Origin of the sequence: Massilia sp. UBA6681, from assembly GCF_002454935.1 — a bacterium.
In the GTDB taxonomy this organism is placed as follows: Bacteria; Pseudomonadota; Gammaproteobacteria; order Burkholderiales; family Burkholderiaceae_D; genus Telluria; species Telluria varians.
Window position 1 is genome coordinate 59,073 of record NZ_DKJX01000112.1, and the last position, 18,321, is coordinate 77,393.

Sequence of the window (18,321 nt, forward strand, 5' to 3'; positions counted from 1 at the left end):
TTCAAGACGCCGGCAGCGCGTCGCCGACCAGGGCCAGGTTCTGGATCGCGGCCAGGCCCCACTGGGCGGTCTCGTTGGTGGTCACCCATGGCACCTCGTTCACCGGATTGAGCACGGCCGGACCGGCCACGCGCCGCGGCGTGAAGGGTGGATACGGCCGGTTGGCGCCGGCGAATTCCTTCCAGGCGCGCCGCGCCAGTTCGGGGGCCTTGCGTTTCCAGGCCGCGTAGGCCGTCATGCGCGAGTTGCCCTGGTAGATGGCGTCGGTGCCGCCGTGGGTCTTGCCCAGCCTGCGGCGCTGTTCCTCGGCGGGCGCGTTGTACAGTTCGCAGTACTCGATCCAGGCCTTCTCGAAAGCCTTGTCGCCGGTGAGGTTGATCAGTTCGTCGAAGATCTCGATGGCGCCGAACACCGCGTTCAGGTGCGAGGCTTTGACATCGGTGCCGATCATGTTGTGCAGGCGCCCGGTTTCCAGCTCGTAGCCCATGCGCTCGGCGTTGAAGAAGCCATGCGGCATGGCGGCGATGTCGCGCATGCCGGTCAGGATGCGGTCGCGGTACTTCGTGCTGCCGCTGCGTTCCCATTCGGTCAGCCAGTTGGCCGCCAGCGAGGCCCAGTCGGTGCCGAAGCTGGCCCGCACCGGGAACTGTCCCTTGGGCGGCTGGTTCGGAAGTTTGCGCACCGGGTCGACCGCTTCCAGGCGCTGGTCGGCGTCGAGCGTTTCGCGCATGACGTCGCCGATGCGTTCGTCGGCCGTCAGGAAGTAGTACATGCGGCGGTAGACGGCGGTGCTGATGCGCACCTGCTTGGCGCTGCAGCCCCAGTGCTGGACGTTGTGGCGCGTGCCCAGTCCGGCGAAGCGGCCCAGGTGGTAGGTGTCGACGTCGCTGGTGTGGCGCACCATGGCTTCGCCGACGCGGAAGATGTCGGCGCGGCCGGTACGCAGGAAGGAATACCACAGCCACAGGTCGGGCGATAGTTCCGAGTTGGCCCAGGCATAGCCGCCGACGTCGTAGCGCCATTCGTGGCGGTCGAGATCGTAGGTATGGCGGAAGTCGCCGTGGTCCCAGAAGCCGTACCAGCGGCGCTGCTCGACTTCCTTGCGGTAGAAATCGAAGTGGGCATCCAGCCGGTCCTCGATATGCGCTTTCGCAGGCGTGGAGCGGTCGGGCAGGGACCACATGTTGCCGAACACGCGGGTGGCGAGGATGTGGGCGGGCGCCGCCGCCAGCTGCGGCGGCGTCTGGACATGGGCCGCCATCTGCACCAGGCGCTCGCGCGCCGGCGTCGCGCCAAGGGCCCACAGGGTCAGCTCGCTGCTGCGCGCGACGCCGACCGGGGTGCCGAAGCCTTTTTCGTAGTCCTCGTAGGTGATGTCGAGGGCCTGCAGTTCTTCGGCGTGGGTGTCCATGCCCATGCCGTCGTGGTAGAAGCGCAGGTCCATGGCCGGCGCGTCGGGCGACCACATCCAGAGGGTGACCTGGGCCGCGTCCGTATGGGCGTTGCGGATGTCGAGCTGGGTCGGGTGGCGCTGCCAGAAGTCGCGCATGCCGAAGGCGACGCCGCTGGAGGCGCCGCCGATGTAGCCCAGGCCCGGCGCACGCCGGCCCCAGGCCGCATCGATCCAGCCGTGGCCGGCCTTGGTGCGCTTGCGGATGCGGAAGCTGTCGGCGGACAGTTGCGACAGGCTGTAGTCGCCCCAGGCCGGCACGTACTGCATGTTCTTGCGCACGCGCTCGCCGATCTCCGAGACTGCCACGCCCTGGCCGGCCAGCTGGGCCTTGCGTACCGCCGCGCCCGGGTCGCGCCGCAGGCCGGTGAGGTTGCGCACGCCTTCGGCCCACAGGCCGCCGGCTTCGCCACCGAAGCGTACGTGGCGGTTGTGTTCTTCGTCCGTCAGCGGCACGTCGAAGCGCAGGCCGATCCCGCGCACGAAGTCCTTCTGCTCGTCGCCGTCGAAGACGAAGGTGTGCATGATGCGCACCGACTCGGCACCTAGGTAGAAGTACAGGCGCACGGTGAAGGGCAGCCAGGCGCGGCTGCTCTTGACGTCGCGGTGCATGCCTTCGAGCTTGACCACGCTGCGCACCGGGCCGCGCTGCTCGAGCGTGACTTTGGCGAGCTGGCTTTCGTAGGCGCTCTGGCGCGTGCTGCCGTCCGGCTGATCGTCGCTCAGCGCCACCAGCTTGCCGGCGCGCGCGATCTCGGTCTTGCCGCGCCGGATGCTGCGGATGATGTCGGCGCCCTGGCGCGGCACGACGCATTCGATGACGCCGGTATCGATCACGATGGCGTCCGCAGATTCCTTGATGGCCAGCGCCTGGGCGGGCAGGCGCGCCTTGCCGGGCTTGAGCTGCAGGCGGCCAGGCATCGCGTCCTGCGCGGGCAGGGCGTGGGCGGTCCATTTCAGGGAACCATCCGGCCAGTAGGCGAGCGGCCAGCTCTGGCAGGCCAGCTCGCCGCCAGGGCTGGACAGGGCAAAGGCCTGGTCCTTGCGCAGGGCGCCGCGCGGCCATGGCACGCCGAAGGTGGTGCCGGTCATGAGCGAGGGCGCACCCTCCAGCCAGGAAAGGTCGGCGATGGTCGGGGAGGACGGCGCGGTGGGTGCGGCGACGGCGTCGACCGCACGCATGCCGAAGGGCAGCGCGGCGGCCAGTGCGCCGGTCTTGAAGAAGCTCCGGCGGGACAGCGGGGCCATGCTCAATTCCCTTTGGCGAGGGTGATTGCAACCGGCGCACGCAGGCGCGCCGCCTCCTCGGCCACGTGGCGCTGCCAGTCGGCCTGGGTGGCGAAGGGGCTGCCGCGGGTCCAGGCGGCGCCCACGTGGTAGCTCAGCGGCTGGCCGGAGCTGACCGGTGCGACCACCAGGCCGTTGCGTTCGTCGGCGGCAAAGCCCGATGCGCTCGGCACGATCACGGCGACGCCGAAGTCGCCGAAGCTGCGCTGGGTGACCCATTGCACCAGGCTGCCGTCCTTCTTGTTCTCGCTGAAGTCGACCTTGACTTCCTGGCCCTTGTCGCTCGGGCGCTTGTTCAGGCCCACGGCCGCGTTCAGGCTGGCCGGGCCCGTGAAAACGAAGGTGCTGTCGATGCGGTCGAAATAGCGGCCGGCGTCGACGGTGAAGCGCTTGACTTCCGAGACCTTGGTGCCCTGGGCGTCCCAGCCGTCATAGTGCAGCTCGAACACGGTGCGTACCGGGCCGTTGGCCAGGATCTTCCAGGTCTTGTAGTTGGTGTCGACAAACAGCTTTTGACCGTCCCAGATGCCGGTGCCGCCCGCGCCGCGGGTCGGGCCGACGTTGTACATGTCGATGCCTTCGCCTTCGTCGACGTGGTAGTGATCGTGGCCGATGTTGTACCAGCGGTCGACGATCGGGTAGGGCACGCGCTTGAACCAGATATCCATGCCGCTGGTGACCAGCACTTCCTTGTCGCTGCCGGCGGGTGCCGGAGCGGCGAGGGCCGGGCCGTAGGTGCGGTGAGCCAGCTTGTCGTTCTCCCAGGCGAAGTCGTCGAGGCGTTCCTGCACGAAGCGCGCGTAGGCCTTGGCCGGGAAGGGCGGTACGGTGGCGCCGGCCTTCTCGATGGTGACCGTGGTGCGCTTCTCGCCCGCCTTGAAGGCGACCTGGAACAACAGCTCGCCATAGCCGGCGCCGATCATCTTCGGGTCCTTGCCGGTGGGAGCGATATTGGTGACCTGGTAGGGCAGCACGCGTCCCGCGGCGTCCTTGACCACCAGTTGCTGGTTCAGGGCCTGCGGCAGGGCCTCGTTGACCTTGGTCCAGGGGATGGCAATGGTCTCGGCCGGGCGGGCGATGTCCAGCGTGTGGCTGACGGTGACGGTGAGGCGTTCGGCAGCGTTGGCGCCGGTGGCGAACAGGGCTGCAAGGGCGATGGCGGACAGGGCGAAGCGAGTAGTCATGTCGGAATGCGCTTATCGAGATGGGTGACTTATTTGGACGAATGCGGCGGCGGGGGCATGCCTTCGCCGAGGAAGAAGCTGGGGTGGGGCGGCTGGTTGTAGCCGGCGTTCTGGGCCGCCACCTGCACCCGGTACTGGGCGTCGTGCATCAGGGTCGGCAGTCGGTGCGCGGTCGGCACGGTGGTGCTGAACACCAGCAGGGCGTCGTCCGTATTGCTGCGCCAGACGACTTCCTCGCGCCAGTCGCCGAACAGGTCGGCCGACAGCACGGGGTTGGCCTTGGTGCCGTTGTTGGACGCGGCGCGCAGCGGCGCGGCGTCCAGCAGCAGGTCAAGGCGCTGGGCCTGCGGGTTCCACTTCTCGACCTTCGTGCCGTCGAGCGATTCGCGCAGCAGGTCGCCGTCCCACCAGAGGCCGAAGTTGTAGGCGCGCGGGCGCACCGCCGAGATCTGCTGGCCTTTGGCGTTGTACAGGCCGCCGGCCGGATTGGTGATGCCGCCGATCGCGGCCCAGCATTCGTTGCCCGGATGGGCGGCGTCGATGTCCATGCAGATGCCGCGGCCGACGTCGATGGTGCTCGGGATGCCCCACAGGACCTTGCCGGTGGCGGCATCGCGCATGGCGGCGCCGTTGCCGCGGTAGCATTTGGGCGACTCGTGCACCATGAAGACCTGCAGTCCCGGCAGGCTCGGGTCGTGCTTGCCCACGTGGAGGGCGTCGCCGTGGCACAGGTTCGATGAGTACATCAGCTTGCCGCTGCTGGCGATGGTGGCGGCGCCGTAGACGATGTCGTCGCGGCCGTCGCCGTCGGCGTCGGCCACCGCCATCCAGTGCGCACCCTGGCCGGCGGCCTCGCCGTTGCCGGGCGTGTCGCTGTCGAACACCCAGCGCTGCGTCAGCTTGCCGTCGCGCCAGTCCCAGGCCGCCAGCACGGCGCGTGTGTAGTAGCCGCGCGCGAACACCGCGCTCGGCTGCTTGCCGTCGAGGTAGGCCACGCCGCCGAGGAAGCGGTCGACCCGGTTGCCGTTAGCATCGCCCCAGGCCGCGCCGTTGCCGCCGCGTGCCGGCGTATAGCCGGTGGTGGCCAGCGCGGCGCCGCTGCGGCCGTCGAACACCGTCAGGAATTCAGGACCATCCAGGATGAAGCCCCGGTTGTTGCGGTAGTCGGCCTTGGCGTCGCCGATGACCTTGCCCTGGCCGTCGACGCTGCCGTCGGCGGTCTTCATCATCACTTCGGCGCGGCCGTCGCCGTCGAAGTCGTAGGCGAGGAAGGTGGTGTAGTGGGCGCCGGCGCGGATGTTCCTGCCCAGGTCGATGCGCCACATGAAGCTGCCATCGAGGCGGTAGGCGTCGATATAGGTCGAGCCGGTGTGGCCGCTGTGCGAATTGTCCTTCGCATTGGTCGGCTGCCACTTGACCAGCAGTTCGTAGCGGCCGTCGCCATCGAGGTCGGCCGCCGAGCCGTCGTTCACCTGGTAGCTGTAGGCCACGCCGTCCGGCGTGACGCCGTCCTGCGGCTTGCGCAGGGGGATGCTCAGGAAGGGCTGCTGCCAGGCGGCGACCGGCTTGGCGTCGTCGCCCGCTTCGGCATTGCCGCGCACGGCCCGCACGCTGTAGCTTGCCCCTGGAGCGACGCCCTTGTCGACGAAGTTGGTGGCGGCCAGCGGCGCATCGTTGAGGCGCTTGCCGTCGCGGTAGAGGTTGAAGCTGGTGGCCGCGTCTTCCTGGCCGAGCAGGCGCCAGCTGACGAAGTTGCCGTCCTGGGTGTGGATCGCGACCACGCCGCGGTCGAGTCGTTCGAGCTGCTTGCCGCCGAGCTGGGTGACGGCGGGCGCCGTGCTCGTGGTCGCGCAAGCGGTGCAGGCAAGCGCCAGCATGCCGAGGGCGATGCTGCGCTTGCTGGTGTCGTTACAGGTCTTGGGTGCCATGGTGTCCGGGGTTGGGCGTCGAGGGTAGCTCATCCGAGTATTGGATGCCATGCCGACAGTGTCAACAATCGGGGGGTGTGGCGGGACATTTAATCAGGCGCTTGAGCGGATCCTGCGCCGTGTGAATACAGCGCGAGCGCTCCCTTGCGATCAAGGCGCTGATCGAAGCATCAGTTGAGCAGAGCGGGATATGGACGCTCATGCGCATGCCAGCGTAGACTGTGCGGATTCGTTCTCTACCAGCCAGTACATGATCATCTCGTCCGCCACCGATTTCCGAGAGGCCGCACGCCGCCGGCTGCCCCCTTTCCTGTTCCATTACCTCGATGGCGGCGCCGGCGCCGAGCAGACGCTGCGCAGCAACGTCGACGACCTGCAGGCCGTGAAGCTGCGCCAGCGCGTCCTGCGCGGCTCCGAGCAGCTGGACCTGGGCGTGCAGTATTTCGGCCAGGATTACGGGCTGCCGATCGCGCTGGCGCCGGTCGGCCTGACCGGCATGTATGCGCGCCGCGGCGAAGTGCAGGCGGTGCGCGCGGCTTGCCGCCGCAATATCCCCTTCATTCAGTCGACCGTCTCGGTGTGCCCGCTGGCGGAAGTGGCGGCCCAGGCGGCAAATCCGATCTGGTTCCAGCTCTACGTCCTGAAGGACCGCGGCTTCATGCGCGACGTGATGCGCCGTGCCTGGGAGCTGGGCGCCACCAACCTGGTGTTCACGGTCGACATGCCGGTGCCGGGTGCGCGCTACCGCGACGCCCACAGCGGCATGAGCGGCCCGAACGGCCCGCTGCGGCGGGTGCTGCAGGCAATGACGCATCCGCGCTGGGCCCTCGACGTGGGCGTGTTCGGGCGTCCGCACGACCTCGGGAACATCTCGGCCTACCGCGGCAGCGCGACCGGGCTGGCCGACTACATCGGCTGGCTGGGGGCGAACTTCGATCCTGGCATCAGTTGGCCCGACCTGCAGTGGATTCGCGACGAGTGGAAGGGCAAGTTCATCGTCAAGGGCATCCTCGACCCGGAAGATGCGCGCGATGCGCTGGCCTTCGGGGCCGACGGCATCGTCGTGTCGAACCACGGCGGGCGCCAGCTGGACGGGGCGCCGTCGTCGGCCCAGGCGCTGCCGGCCATTGCAGCGGAAGTGAAGGGCAAGCTGGCGATCTTTGCCGATGGCGGGGTACGCACCGGGACCGACGTGTTCCGCATGCTGGCGCTGGGCGCGGATGGGGTGCTGATCGGGCGGGCCTTTGTCTATGCGCTGGCGACGCAGGGGCAGGCGGGCGTGGAGCGGCTGCTTGCGATCATGGAGAAGGACTTGCGGACCAATATGGTGCTGACCGGGGTGCAGTCGGTGCGGGAGATCGGGCCGCACTTGTTGGCCAAGTGAGGCCGATCGGGGCAGGCGGCGATCATCAATGTGTGGCGTTTGCATTGCGGCGATCAGCCGTGGCGATGCCATCTACGTCCGCTATCGACCCAAAGCGGTCCTTCACGGAAGGTGGCCGGGCTAGCGATGGACGACTTGGACAGAATGAGGCACTCGCGTTTCGAAGGCCTCGGCAAACGCGACGACGTCAGCAAGAGATTCATCTTTGTGCGATGTCGTAACGATTACATATTCACCCAGTCCTTCCTCTCCGATACATGTCCAATCGAGAGCGTCTTCCCACTAAAAGCGCGGGCATTGTGAATGAGACCGACACCTCCAAATAAGCGTATATTCATCGATTGAATGAATAGGAACACGCAAAGGGGTTGGTAATGATTAAGCTCATCTACAAAGGCACGCTGGCAGTGGCGGTGATGATCGTTGCGTTGAATGCATCGGCCGAGGCGATCGTGACGTTCGCCCATCCAGCAAACATGGCGGACGTGCCGCGCTCGGCCATCGACCGGGAAAACATGGAGTGGCACTTTAGCGAGCATTTCGCGCACCTGTCGAAACAGTTGCCGGCGGGGCAGAAACTGAAGGTCGAGATGCTCGATATCGACTTGGCCGGGGACGAGTTCCCGCGCGTGGCGATTCGTGATGTGCGCGTGCTGAAGGGCCGCGCCGACTGGCCGCGTCTGCACTTGCGCTACACCATCGAGCAGGACGGGCAGGCAGTGCGCACCGGGGAAGCCAAGCTGTCCAATCCCAACTACCTGATGGGAGTTAATCGCTATACCCACGAGATGTACTCGCACGAGAAGCAGATGGTCGAGGACTGGTGGCGCAAGGAGGTGGTGGCGGCGCACTGAGCGCCCATCTACTATCCCGCTTCTCACGCGCCCGGGCTCGCCGGGGGCGGATTACGCCGGCGCCGTGGCGCATCGAGCCAAAAAATCGCATGTTCCCGGCTGTCACCGCACATTTATCCCGACGCTTGCACCGCATAAAAGGCGGGCCGGTCGTCTCTGCAAGAACTCGGTATCAGCCAATATTTTCCGTGATCTGCCAGCGGCATCTTCTTCCAGAGGTAGCGCCGAATGACTTCATGGCATCGTGGAAGGCGCTGGCCCACCTCGGGCTCGTCCTTCACCAGGTAGACGTCGTAGGTAGCCGCAGCAGCGCCATCGCGGCCTCGTCGAACTCGGCCTGTCGCATTTTTTCGGCATTATTCAATGGAATTGACAGGGTAGGACGCTGTCTAATGTAGAATGCGTCGCCCAAAGCCGCGAGGTTATATACTGGGCCAGCCCACCGGCCATTGTTCATGGTGGCTCCGTATGGCCCTGTATGTCGAGTCACCCGTCCTGATTTCGCTAGTACAGTTGGCCGCGATCTTAAAAAATTCGCCTTTATCAATAGGCTTACCGTCTTTTCCAATGTAGAAGCTGCCTCGAGGGCCTGGCGGTGCAGGAACACGCTCCAGTTCAATAACGACTGACAAAAGTGCTGACGACAGCTCGGCGATGGGGATGTTGTGCTTTTGCATGTCCTGCAGCAGCCACCCATTAAGTTCATGTGCAATCGAGACCGAACTGATAGGACTGCCATTAAAATTGCATTTTGCCTCTAACACGTCAATATCGAGAACGCCAGAACCAAGGGTCTGAAGTTCAACGTAAGAATTCGACAGCCGCCAGCCGCAGAACATCGCACAGAAAGTTTCAGCGGCGTGATTCAACCTTTTGCGACCCATTTAAGATCTCTCACCAACCTTAATTCGAGCACGGCGCGCGAGTCTCAAACGACCGCTTCTGGCCGATGGCAGACATCGCAACGGCTCAGTGTACGGTCTTATTGCGCTTGCAACAACAACGGATTGGTCGCGCTCCTAATGCCCGCGCCGCCCAATCCGCTGATGCACCCGCCGCTGCGCCACCCACACCCCGACCGCCACCACCGGCACCAGAATCCCCAGCGCCAGGTCCGGATTGATCGGCACCCCAGCCGCCTTGGCCGCCTTCCCCGCATAGCCGAGCAGTCCCACCAAGTAGTAGGAAATCGCCGCCACCGACAATCCTTCAACCGCCAGCTGCAGCCGCAATTGCTGCGCCGCACGCGCATTCATCGATTCCAGGATGCGCCGGTTCTGCAGCTCCTGCACGATGCCGACCCGGGTGCGCAGCAGATCGTTGGTGTCGGCGATGCGGCGCGCCAGCGCGTCCTGGCGCGCGCTGACCGCGGCGCAGGTCTGCATGGCCGGCGCCAGGCGGCGTTCCATGAATTCCTCCACCGTGGGCGTGCCCTCGATGCGCACTTCGCGCAGCTCCTCGATGCGCGCCTTGACCAGGCCGAAATAGGCTTTCGAGGCCGAGAAGCGGTAGCCGTTGTCGAGCACCAGCTTTTCCAGCCGGGCCGCCAGCCGCGTGATCTGCGCCAGCAGGCGCTGCTCGTCCTGCGCGCCATGTTCGACGGGCGCCATGTCGGTCGCCACCATGGCGCTGGCCAGCGAGGACAGCTCCGCTTCGATCGCGTCCAGCTCGGTGCCGACGGTGCGCGCGGCGGGCAGGCCGAGCAGGGCCATCATGCGGTAGGTTTCGATTTCCAGCACCCGCTGCACCAGGCGTCCGCCCTGCAGGTGGCGCATGCCGAGGTCGCGGATCACGAAGCGGCTGAAGCCGTCGGACTGGATCGCGAAGTCGGTCCACAGCTCGGCGCCCTGCATCACCGAGGAACCGGCCAGGCCGTTGCGCTCGAACACCGAGGGCAGGCGCGAGGCGTCGGCCGCGCCCTTGACCAGCGCCACGTGGGCCGCAGCCATCAGGCTGCCTTCCAGGCTGGCCAGCCAGCTGGCGGGCAGGAAGGACAGGGGCACGTGGGAGAAGGCCTCGTACGCTCCCATGTCCGGCGGGAGCGGCGTGGTCACCGTATAGGTGGCGAACTCGGTATGGCATTCCCACTTCAGGCGGAAGCTGCCGAAGTCGTGGAAGAAGTGGCTGCTGCCCGGGCCGGGGGCGGCGACGCCGAAGTGGCCGCACAGGGCTCCCAACAGCTGGTGCTGGGAATGGCGCCCCGGCGGACCGGCTTGCCCGCCATGATAGACCGCCAGGTGGGTGATTGCCTCGGGCGCGTCGAGACGCATGAACGGGCGCGAGTGAAGTTCGGCGGCGAGCGGCACCCGCAGGGGATGGTTCAGCGATACGTTGAAGTCTCTCACTCGACGCTCTCTCAGTAGTAGTGAAGTATTCCTTTTCGCTATTGTGTCATTACTTGACGTTTTGTGCACTGCATCAAATGATTAGCATCGAACACTCAAGAGCTTGAGCGGAAAGTGTTGGAAATGATCATCAGACATGGCTTTTACTCACCCGACTCACTTTCCCGGGTTGCGTTCCTGCACATGCTTTGAGCACGGTCAGGCGGCCTGCGTTTAGCGGCGCTTTCATTTCTAGGCGAACTCATCTGTCAGCATTTCGTCAGACGCCCGGCCGAGGATCGATCTGTCAAGCCCGCACCATTCTGGTGCAATTTGGCAATCCATCCAGGAGGAAAACATGACTACCCGCAGCTTCCTGCGCCGCAGTTTTCACCACCCCTGCCGGCTCCGCCAACCCCGACTTTCCCTGCTCGCGTTCGCCGTCGGCGCGGCCCTGCTGTCCGCCTGCCAGTTTCCCAGCGGCGGCCGGGTCGATGAGCTGAACAAGCTGCGCGGCCCCACGCAAGACCTCACGGTCGAACTGCGCGAAGGCACCAACATGGCGGCGGCGCCATCGCCGGACGGCCGCCTGATCGTGTTCTCGGCCCAGGGCGCGCTGTGGATCATTCCGCGCGAAGGCGGGCAGGCGCGCCGTATCACCGACTGGCGCGTCGAGCCGACCGCGCCGGTGTGGTCGCCCGACGGCAGGCGCATCGCTTTCCAGAATTACGCGCCGGAAGGGAACTTCCATATCTGGACGATCTCGCCGGACGGACGCAACCTGCGCGAGCACACCACCGGTCCGTTTGACGACCGCGAACCGGCCTGGCTGCCGGACGGCAGCGGCCTGGTGTTCTCGTCGGACCGCAGCGGCGACGGCCAGTACAAGATCTGGCGCGTGGACGTGAACGGCGGCGCGCCGGCGCAGATCACCACCGGCCCTGGGGCCGAGAGCAATCCGGTGGTGTCTCCGGACGGCAGCCGCCTGGCCTATGTCGACGGCGCCAACGTCGTCACCGCCCCGATCGGCGGCGGCGCGCCGACGGTCGTGGCGCCGGGCACGGCCCCGGCCTGGACCCCGGACGGCAGCGCGCTGGTCTACCAGAACGCCGCGCGCCAGCTGGTGGTGGGCGGCACGGCGGTGACGACCGACGAGGACATCTTCCCGTTCCCGGTGCGCTTCCTCCCGGACGGGCGCTTCCTGTACACGGCCGATGGGCACATCCGCATCCGCGACGCAAGCGGCGCCAATCCGAACGATGTAGCTTTTCGCGCCGAACTGAGGCTGCGCCGGCCCGACATCCGCGAAGGCAAGGACCGCAACTTCGACAACTTCAGGCCGCGCCAGGTGAAAGGCATCAGTGCCCCGGTCCTGTCGCCGGACGGGCGCAGCATCGCCTTCGTGGCCCTGAACGACGTATGGGCCATGCGGATCGGCGAAGCGCCGGTGCGGCTGACCAACGATCCGGACCGCGACGTCAACCCGCAATGGACCGCGGACGGGCAGGCGGTCTACTTCTCGTCCGAGCGCAACAATGCCGGCCAGCTGGCGGTCGACCAGGTCGACGTGGCGACACGCGCCCGCACGCGGCTGGCCGCCATCCCGGGACGCTCGATGGCGCTGCCGAAGCTGTCGCCGGACGGCGGGCGCATCGCCTACACCACCTTGTCGGGCCAGCTCGAGATCTGGAACCGCGCCGCCGGCACCTTCGAGGTGATCCTGCCCTCGGTGAGCACCCAGGTCAGCACCCCGCAATGGACGCCCGACGGCCAGCGCATCATCGTGGTGGACAACGAGCGCATCAACAACCGCTTCCGCGAGGGCTACAACAAGCTGCGCGTGATCGACCTGGCCACCCGCACCGGCACCTTCTACGCGGTGGCGCCGGCGCCGCGCCAGATCGCCGAGCGCGACGAGGGCGCTGCCGTGCTCTCGCCGGACGGGACCCGCGTGGCCTTCATCATGGATTCGCGCCTGTACGTGATTCCCGTCGGTCCGAACGGCGCCCCGACGGGCGAGGCGCGCCGGGTTACCGAGGACATCGCCGACCTGCCGTCCTGGGGCGGCGACTCGCGGACCATCCTGTACAAGTCGGCCGAGCGTGTGCGCACCGTGCGCGTCGACGGCAGCGGCACCCGCGAGATTCCGGTCAGGCTCGAGTATCGCCAGGCCGTGCCGGAAGGGCGCACCGTGATCCGTGCGGGGGCGCTGTGGGATGGCGTCGGCAGCAGTTTGCGCCAGAACGTCGACATCGTCATCCAGGGCAATCGCATCGTGTCGGTCGGACCGCAGACCGATCATCCGGCCGGGGTGCGCGTGGTCGACGCCAGCGGCCTGACCGTGATGCCGGGCCTGATCGAAACCCACCTGCATCCGCTGACCCTGTACCAGGGCGGCCAGTTCGGCCAGATCGCCCAGCTGATGCTGTCCTACGGGATCACGACGGCGCAGTCGGTGGGTGGTCCGCTGCACCAGAGCGTGGAGATGCGCGAGTCGCTCGAGGCCGGGAACCTGCTGGGGCCGCGCCTGTTCGTCTCGCCGCCGCTGTGGGAGGGCAACCGCCAGTTCTACCACTTCGCGCGTACCCTGCGCACGCCGCTCATCGCCGAGCTCGAGATCGCCAAGGCCAAGCGCTTCGATGCGGACTTTTTGAAGAGCTACGTGCGCGCGCCGATCCCGATCATGGAACGGATCGCGCAAGGGGCGCTCGACCTGCGCGTGCCGAGCGGAACCCACATGGTGCAGCCGGGCGCGGCGACGGGCCTGGGCGGCACCACCCACCTGTCGGCGACGCAGCGCATGGGCTACGGCTGGTCGAAGTCCTTCGCGCGCGCGATCACCTACCAGGACGCGGCCGACATCTACGGCAAGGGCGACTTCCACCTGATCGACACCCTGTTTTCAAGCAGCGCGCTGGCGGGGCTGGATCCGGGCATCGTCACGGACCCGCGCTTCATCCTGGTGCCGCCGAACTTCGCCCCTGGCCTGCAGAACGCGCAGCCGCCCACCGCGACCCAACTGGCCAGCATCATCAACGACGCCACCCAGCAGGCCAAGGTGCGCGCCGCCGGTGCGCTGGTTGCCAACGGCACCGACTCGCCCCTGGTGGTGCCGGGCATCTCGCTGCACCTGAACATGCGCGGGGCGGCGATCGTGCAGGGCAACCTGACGGCGCTGTACTCGGTGACGCGCGACGCGGCGCGCATCGCGCTGGTGGGCGACGACCTCGGCACCGTGGAAAGCGGCAAGCTGGCCGACCTGATCGCCGTGGGCGGCAATCCGCTGGCGGACCTGCGCGCCGCCGCCGACGTGCGCTTCGTGGTCAAGAACGGCCGGGTGATCACGGTGCCGGAGATCCTGGCGCCGGCGCAGACCCCGGAGCAGCTGGAGGCGCGCCGGCAGGCCCTGGCCGCGCGGGAGACGCTGTGCCGCGAGGAGCCGCATCACTGCGAGGAGCCCGGCGGGGGCCACGCGCACTGAGCGCGTGATCCCGCTAGCCGGCCTCCTTGCGCGCCCGCGCATCGAGGCCGGCCAGCACGTCGATCGGCAAGGGGAAGACGATCGTGGACGACTTGTCGCCCGCGATCGTGCTCAGCGTCTGCAGGTAGCGCAGCTGCATCGCGCCGGACTGCTGCGCCAGCACGAAGGCGGCCTGCTGCAGTTTTTCCGAGGCCTGCAGTTCGCCTTCCGCGTGAATCACCTTGGCGCGCCGTTCGCGCTCGGCTTCGGCCTGGCGCGCAATCGCCCGGATCATCGATTCGTCCAGGTCGACGTGCTTGATCTCGACGTTGGCCACCTTGATGCCCCAGGCGTCGGTCTGGGCGTCCAGCACCTGCTGGATGTCGAGGTTCAGGCGCTCGCGCTCGGCCAGCATCTCGTCGAGTTCGTGCTTGCCGAGCACCGCGCGCAGCGTGGTCTGGGCCAGCTGGCTGGTGGCTTCCATGAAGTTGGCGACCTGGATGATGGCGCGCTCCGGGTCCACCACCCGGAAGTAGATCACGGCGTTGACCTTGACCGAGACGTTGTCGCGCGAGATCACGTCCTGGGTCGGCACGTCGAGCACGATGGTGCGCAAGTCCACCCGCACCATCTGCTGCAGCACCGGGATCAGGAGGATCAGGCCCGGCCCCTTCACGCCCCAGAAGCGGCCGAGCTGGAAGACGACGCCGCGTTCGTATTCGCGCAGGACCCGGATCGCCGTCGCCAGCAGCGCCAGCACCAGGAAGAAGAGGGCGGCAAGGCCGAGGCCGAATCCGGGGATGACGATCATGTTGCCTCCTTGATGGTATCGACGGGAACCACTTCGAGGGTCAGGCCGGATCGGCCGACGATGCGCACGGTCTGGCCCGCGCGCAGGGGCGTGGCGCCGAGCGCATGCCAGAGTTCGCCTTCTACCCTGACCCAGCCCTCGTGCGGCCGCGCGGCGTCGTGGCGTTCGACGCTGCACAGCGTCCCGATCATGGCCGCTGCGCCGCTGGCGACCGGGCGCCGACGCGTCTTGAGCGCCAGGTGCGCGGTGCCGAACAGTACGAGTGCGCTGCCCACGGCCAGGGCGGCGACCAGGCCGACCGGGACGCCGTAGCCGGGCAGCTCGGTATCGATCAGCATCAGCGCACCGGCCACGAAGGCGGCGACGCCGCCCAAGCCGAGGATGCCGAAGCTGGGCAGGAAGGCTTCGGCGAGCATGAAGGCCAGGCCGAGCACGATCAGGGCCAGGCCGGCATAGTTCACCGGCAGCAGCTGCAGGGCATACAGGCCCAGCAGCAGGCAGATCGCCCCGATCACGCCGGGGGCCACCGCGCCCGGGTTCATGAACTCGAACACCAGGCCGTAGATGCCGACCGTCATGAGGAGCAGGGCGAGGCTGGGATTGGCGATGACGGTCAGCGCACTGGTGCGCCAGTCGGGCGCGAATTCGACCGGCAGCGCGCCCTTGGTCTGCAGGCGGCGCTGCTGGCCGAGTACGTTCACGCTGTGGCCGTCCAGCTGCGCCAGCAGGGCAGGCAAGTCCGCAGCGACCACGTCGATCACCTTCAGCCGCAGTGCCTCCTCGGCGGTCAGGCTGACGGACTCGCGCACGGCCCGCTCGGCCCAGTCGGCATTGCGGCCGCGCAGCTGGGCCAGGCCGCGCAGGTAGGCGGCGGCGTCGTTGAGCGCCTTGGCCTGCATGGGCGAGGCAGTTTCCTTCGGGCCGCCCTTGGGGGCGTCCTTGCCGCTGCCGTTGCCGCTGGGCTGGGTCTGGCCCGGCCCAATGCCGATCTCGACCGGCGTTGCCGCGCCGACGTTGGTGCCGGGCGCCATCGCCGCGACGTGGCTGGCGTACAGGAGGTAGGTGCCGGCACTGGCGGCGCGTGCGCCGCTGGGGGCGACGTAGACGGCGACCGGCACCGGTGCGGCGAGGATGGCCTTGATCGCGGTGCGCATCGAGGTGTCGAGTCCGCCCGGCGTGTCCATCCGGATCACCAGCAGCGCGTGCCCGAGCGACGCGGAGCGCGCGATGCCGCGCACGACCTGGTCGGCGCTGGCCGGGCCGATGGCGCCGTCGATGGTCAGGAGGCCGACGGACGTGGATGCGGAACCAGGGGCGGATGCAGCCGCGCCGGCGCCCGGGAGCGCGAACAACATGACGAGCGAGAGCGCAGCCAGGACCGGCAGCAGCGCGGCGAGCTTGTGGCGCAACACGGTCGCCTCCCAGGATCGAGCCTTGCCGGCCACGAAGCGGACCGGTCACGACTTGGACCGCGATCCGCGTCCGGGTGTTCCCGGCTTGCGCTCATCCGCTCATGGTTGAGTCGATAACGATAATGCATTATCATTAGCGACTTATCCGTGCTCCGAGGTAACCGATCCATGAAACGCTCCTTCCTGCCGATGCTGCTGACCCCGGCCTTGTCCCTGTCGAGCCAAGCCGCGCTCGCCGACGATCCCGTGATGGTGATGGGCGAAGTCCGGGTGAGCGCCCAGCGTCCGGGCGGTGCGCTGCTCTCGAACAGCGTCATGAGTTCGGTCGACGTGCTCGGCGCCGACAAGCTCGAGGACAAGCATGTCGCCAACAGCTGGGAGCTGCTCGGCCAGCTGCCCGGCATGCAGCTCACCGAGACCCGCATGGGCGCGGAGTCCGGCAAGGCGAGCTTCCGCGCCTTCAATGGGGAAGGCTATATCAACGGCATCAAGGTGCTGATCGATGGCGTTCCCAGCAATGTCAACAGCGGCAACCAGCGCTTCATCGACATGGTCTTCCCGCTCGAGGTGGACTACATCGAAGTGGTGCGCGGCACCAACGATCCGTGCTATGGCCTGCACAACATCGGCGGGAACATCAACTTCGGCACCCGCCAGGGCGGCAACTACCTGGACGGGCGCCTGAGCGTCGGCAGTTTCGCCAGCCGCGAAGCCCAGCTGGCGCTGGGACGCGAGCACGGCGCCCTGGCCCAGAACTACTTCGTCGCCAAACAGCAGTCGAACGGTTCCCGCGCGCACAGCGGTTCGGACAAGTACACGGTGGGCGCCAAGTGGTTCCTGAGTTCGCCCGACAAGGCGCTCAGGGCCGGCCTGGTGCTGCGCAGCTACCGGCACGATGTCGAGGAACCGGGTTTCCTCACCGCGCAGGAGCTGGCCGCCGACCGCCGCCAGTCGCCCGCCAAGAACGCCAACGACGTCAGCGAGCGCGACATGCGCCATGCGAGCGCCCACCTGGACTGGCAGCTCACGCCGCAAACCTTCTGGAGCAACAAGCTGTACTACAACCGCTACCTGGATGACCGCCGCGTCACCTTCACCAGCAATCCAGCGGGCACGGCGCCGCGCCAGCGGCGCCTGTGGGACGAGGCCCAGACCGGCTTTCTCAGCACGCTGACCTGGCGCGCCCATGCCGCCCTGGTGGTCGAGAGCGGCATCAGCGCCGAGCGCCAGGACAACGCTTACCGCCGCCTGCGCTACAGCTTCGCGCTGCCGACGAATTTCACGACCCCGGCCGCCGTCCAGAACGACGACAGCTATACCCTCGACAATACCGGCGCCTATGTACAAGCGGTCATCAAGCCGCTCGAATCGCTCAGGATCATCCCGGGCTTCCGGCTGGATAAGTTCAGCGGCGGCTTCCTGAACAATGCGAATGGACTGCGCGCGCGCCTGCAGGACTATGGCTGGATCCGGCAGCCCAAGCTCAGCATGGTCTACAGCCCGGCGCAGGAACTGAGCCTGTACGCCAACTGGGGGCGCACTTTCCAGATCCTGACCGGTTCAGGCGCGCCGGCCTACCTGACCCCGGGACAGGAAGGCTTCGCGCCTTCGATCAATACCGGCAAGGAGCTCGGCGTCAAGTTCAAGCCAGCGCCCGGGGCCGACCTGCGCATCGCGGCCTGGCAGCAGGACGCCACCGGCGAAGTGGCCAACATGCCGGCCACCGGCACCACGGTCGGCCTGGGCGAGACCCGTCGCAAGGGGCTCGACCTGCAGGTGTCAAGCCGCATCGGCGAGCGCGTCGACCTGACGTTCTCGCACTCGCTGCAGAGAGCCGAAGTGGTGAGCGCGTTTACCGCCGACGGGGTGTCGCTGGCCGGGAAGGAGGTATTTCACACGCCGCGCCACATCACCAACCTCGGCGCCGACTATCATCTCTCGGAGCGCTGGCGCTTCGGGCTGCAGGGACGCGCGCAGGGCAGCTACTACATCGACAACGCGAATGCGCTTGGCAAGTTCGGCGGCCTCGTGCTGTTCGACGCCAGCGTGCGACATCAGCTTACCCGGACCGTGAGCCTGGACCTGCAGCTCAAGAACCTGGCCGACCGCCGCCATGCCTACGCCTGGTACGACAACTTCTTCTGGCCTGCCGCCCAGGCCCAGCCGATGTTCTCGGCGGGAGCGGGGCGCGCCGCCTATCTGTCGCTGAACGTGAAGCTGTAAGGCC

General features: G+C 67.3%; 11 protein-coding genes. 4 read left to right on the plus strand and 7 right to left on the minus strand.

The window, feature by feature from the left end; translation table 11 throughout:
• Position 1: 1 nt before the first annotated feature.
• The 3 genes from B2R83_RS21025 to B2R83_RS21035 are packed head-to-tail and all read right to left on the minus strand — an operon-like array spanning position 2 to position 5,849.
• Positions 2-2,698, minus strand: coding sequence for a Tat pathway signal sequence domain protein (locus B2R83_RS21025; protein ID WP_292044666.1), 2,697 nt, complete (start codon positions 2,696-2,698; stop codon positions 2-4).
• 2 nt (positions 2,699-2,700) lie between these two features.
• The gene (locus tag B2R83_RS21030; protein ID WP_292044668.1) at positions 2,701-3,921 is read right to left on the minus strand and encodes a DUF4861 family protein; all 1,221 of its coding nucleotides are present in this window, start codon (positions 3,919-3,921) and stop codon (positions 2,701-2,703) included.
• Between the two features lie 29 nt (positions 3,922-3,950).
• Entirely contained in the window at positions 3,951-5,849 is a 1,899-nt protein-coding gene (locus tag B2R83_RS21035; RefSeq protein WP_292044670.1) for a rhamnogalacturonan lyase, read from the minus strand.
• Between the two features lie 250 nt (positions 5,850-6,099).
• Between B2R83_RS21035 and lldD the strand changes: the two genes are divergently transcribed.
• Together lldD and B2R83_RS21045 are read left to right on the plus strand one after the other, a co-directional pair.
• Positions 6,100-7,233 carry an FMN-dependent L-lactate dehydrogenase LldD gene (gene lldD / locus B2R83_RS21040; protein ID WP_292044672.1) on the plus strand — a complete coding sequence of 378 codons (1,134 nt, stop codon included), beginning with the start codon at positions 6,100-6,102 and terminating at the stop codon, positions 7,231-7,233.
• Positions 7,234-7,607: 374 nt separating this feature from the next.
• Entirely contained in the window at positions 7,608-8,087 is a 480-nt protein-coding gene (locus tag B2R83_RS21045; RefSeq protein ID WP_292044675.1) for a DUF3016 domain-containing protein, read from the plus strand.
• 422 nt (positions 8,088-8,509) lie between these two features.
• Here B2R83_RS21045 and B2R83_RS21050 read toward each other — a convergent pair whose 3' ends face one another.
• Positions 8,510-8,971 carry a hypothetical protein gene (locus tag B2R83_RS21050; RefSeq protein ID WP_292044676.1) on the minus strand — a complete coding sequence of 154 codons (462 nt, stop codon included), beginning with the start codon at positions 8,969-8,971 and terminating at the stop codon, positions 8,510-8,512.
• 135 nt (positions 8,972-9,106) lie between these two features.
• Positions 9,107-10,432, minus strand: a complete 1,326-nt coding sequence (locus B2R83_RS21055; RefSeq protein WP_292044678.1) for a DUF3422 family protein — start codon at positions 10,430-10,432, stop codon at positions 9,107-9,109.
• 337 nt (positions 10,433-10,769) lie between these two features.
• Here B2R83_RS21055 and B2R83_RS21060 point away from each other — a divergent pair, with 337 nt between their 5' ends.
• Positions 10,770-13,892 (plus strand): amidohydrolase family protein, encoded by a 3,123-nt coding sequence (locus B2R83_RS21060; RefSeq protein ID WP_292044680.1) that lies wholly within the window; start codon positions 10,770-10,772, stop codon positions 13,890-13,892.
• A 13-nt stretch (positions 13,893-13,905) separates the two neighbouring features.
• On the opposite strand, the gene B2R83_RS21065 is transcribed toward B2R83_RS21060, so the two are convergent.
• On the minus strand, positions 13,906-14,682 hold the full coding sequence (locus B2R83_RS21065) for a slipin family protein (RefSeq protein ID WP_292044681.1): 777 nt from the start codon (positions 14,680-14,682) through the stop codon (positions 13,906-13,908).
• The gene (locus tag B2R83_RS21070) at positions 14,679-16,094 is read right to left on the minus strand and encodes an NfeD family protein (protein ID WP_292044682.1); all 1,416 of its coding nucleotides are present in this window, start codon (positions 16,092-16,094) and stop codon (positions 14,679-14,681) included. Before B2R83_RS21070 ends, B2R83_RS21065 begins: the two co-directional genes overlap by 4 nt.
• Positions 16,095-16,262: 168 nt before the next feature.
• Here B2R83_RS21070 and B2R83_RS21075 point away from each other — a divergent pair, with 168 nt between their 5' ends.
• Entirely contained in the window at positions 16,263-18,317 is a 2,055-nt protein-coding gene (locus B2R83_RS21075) for a TonB-dependent receptor (RefSeq protein ID WP_292044684.1), read from the plus strand.
• The last annotated feature ends 4 nt before the right edge of the window (positions 18,318-18,321 follow it).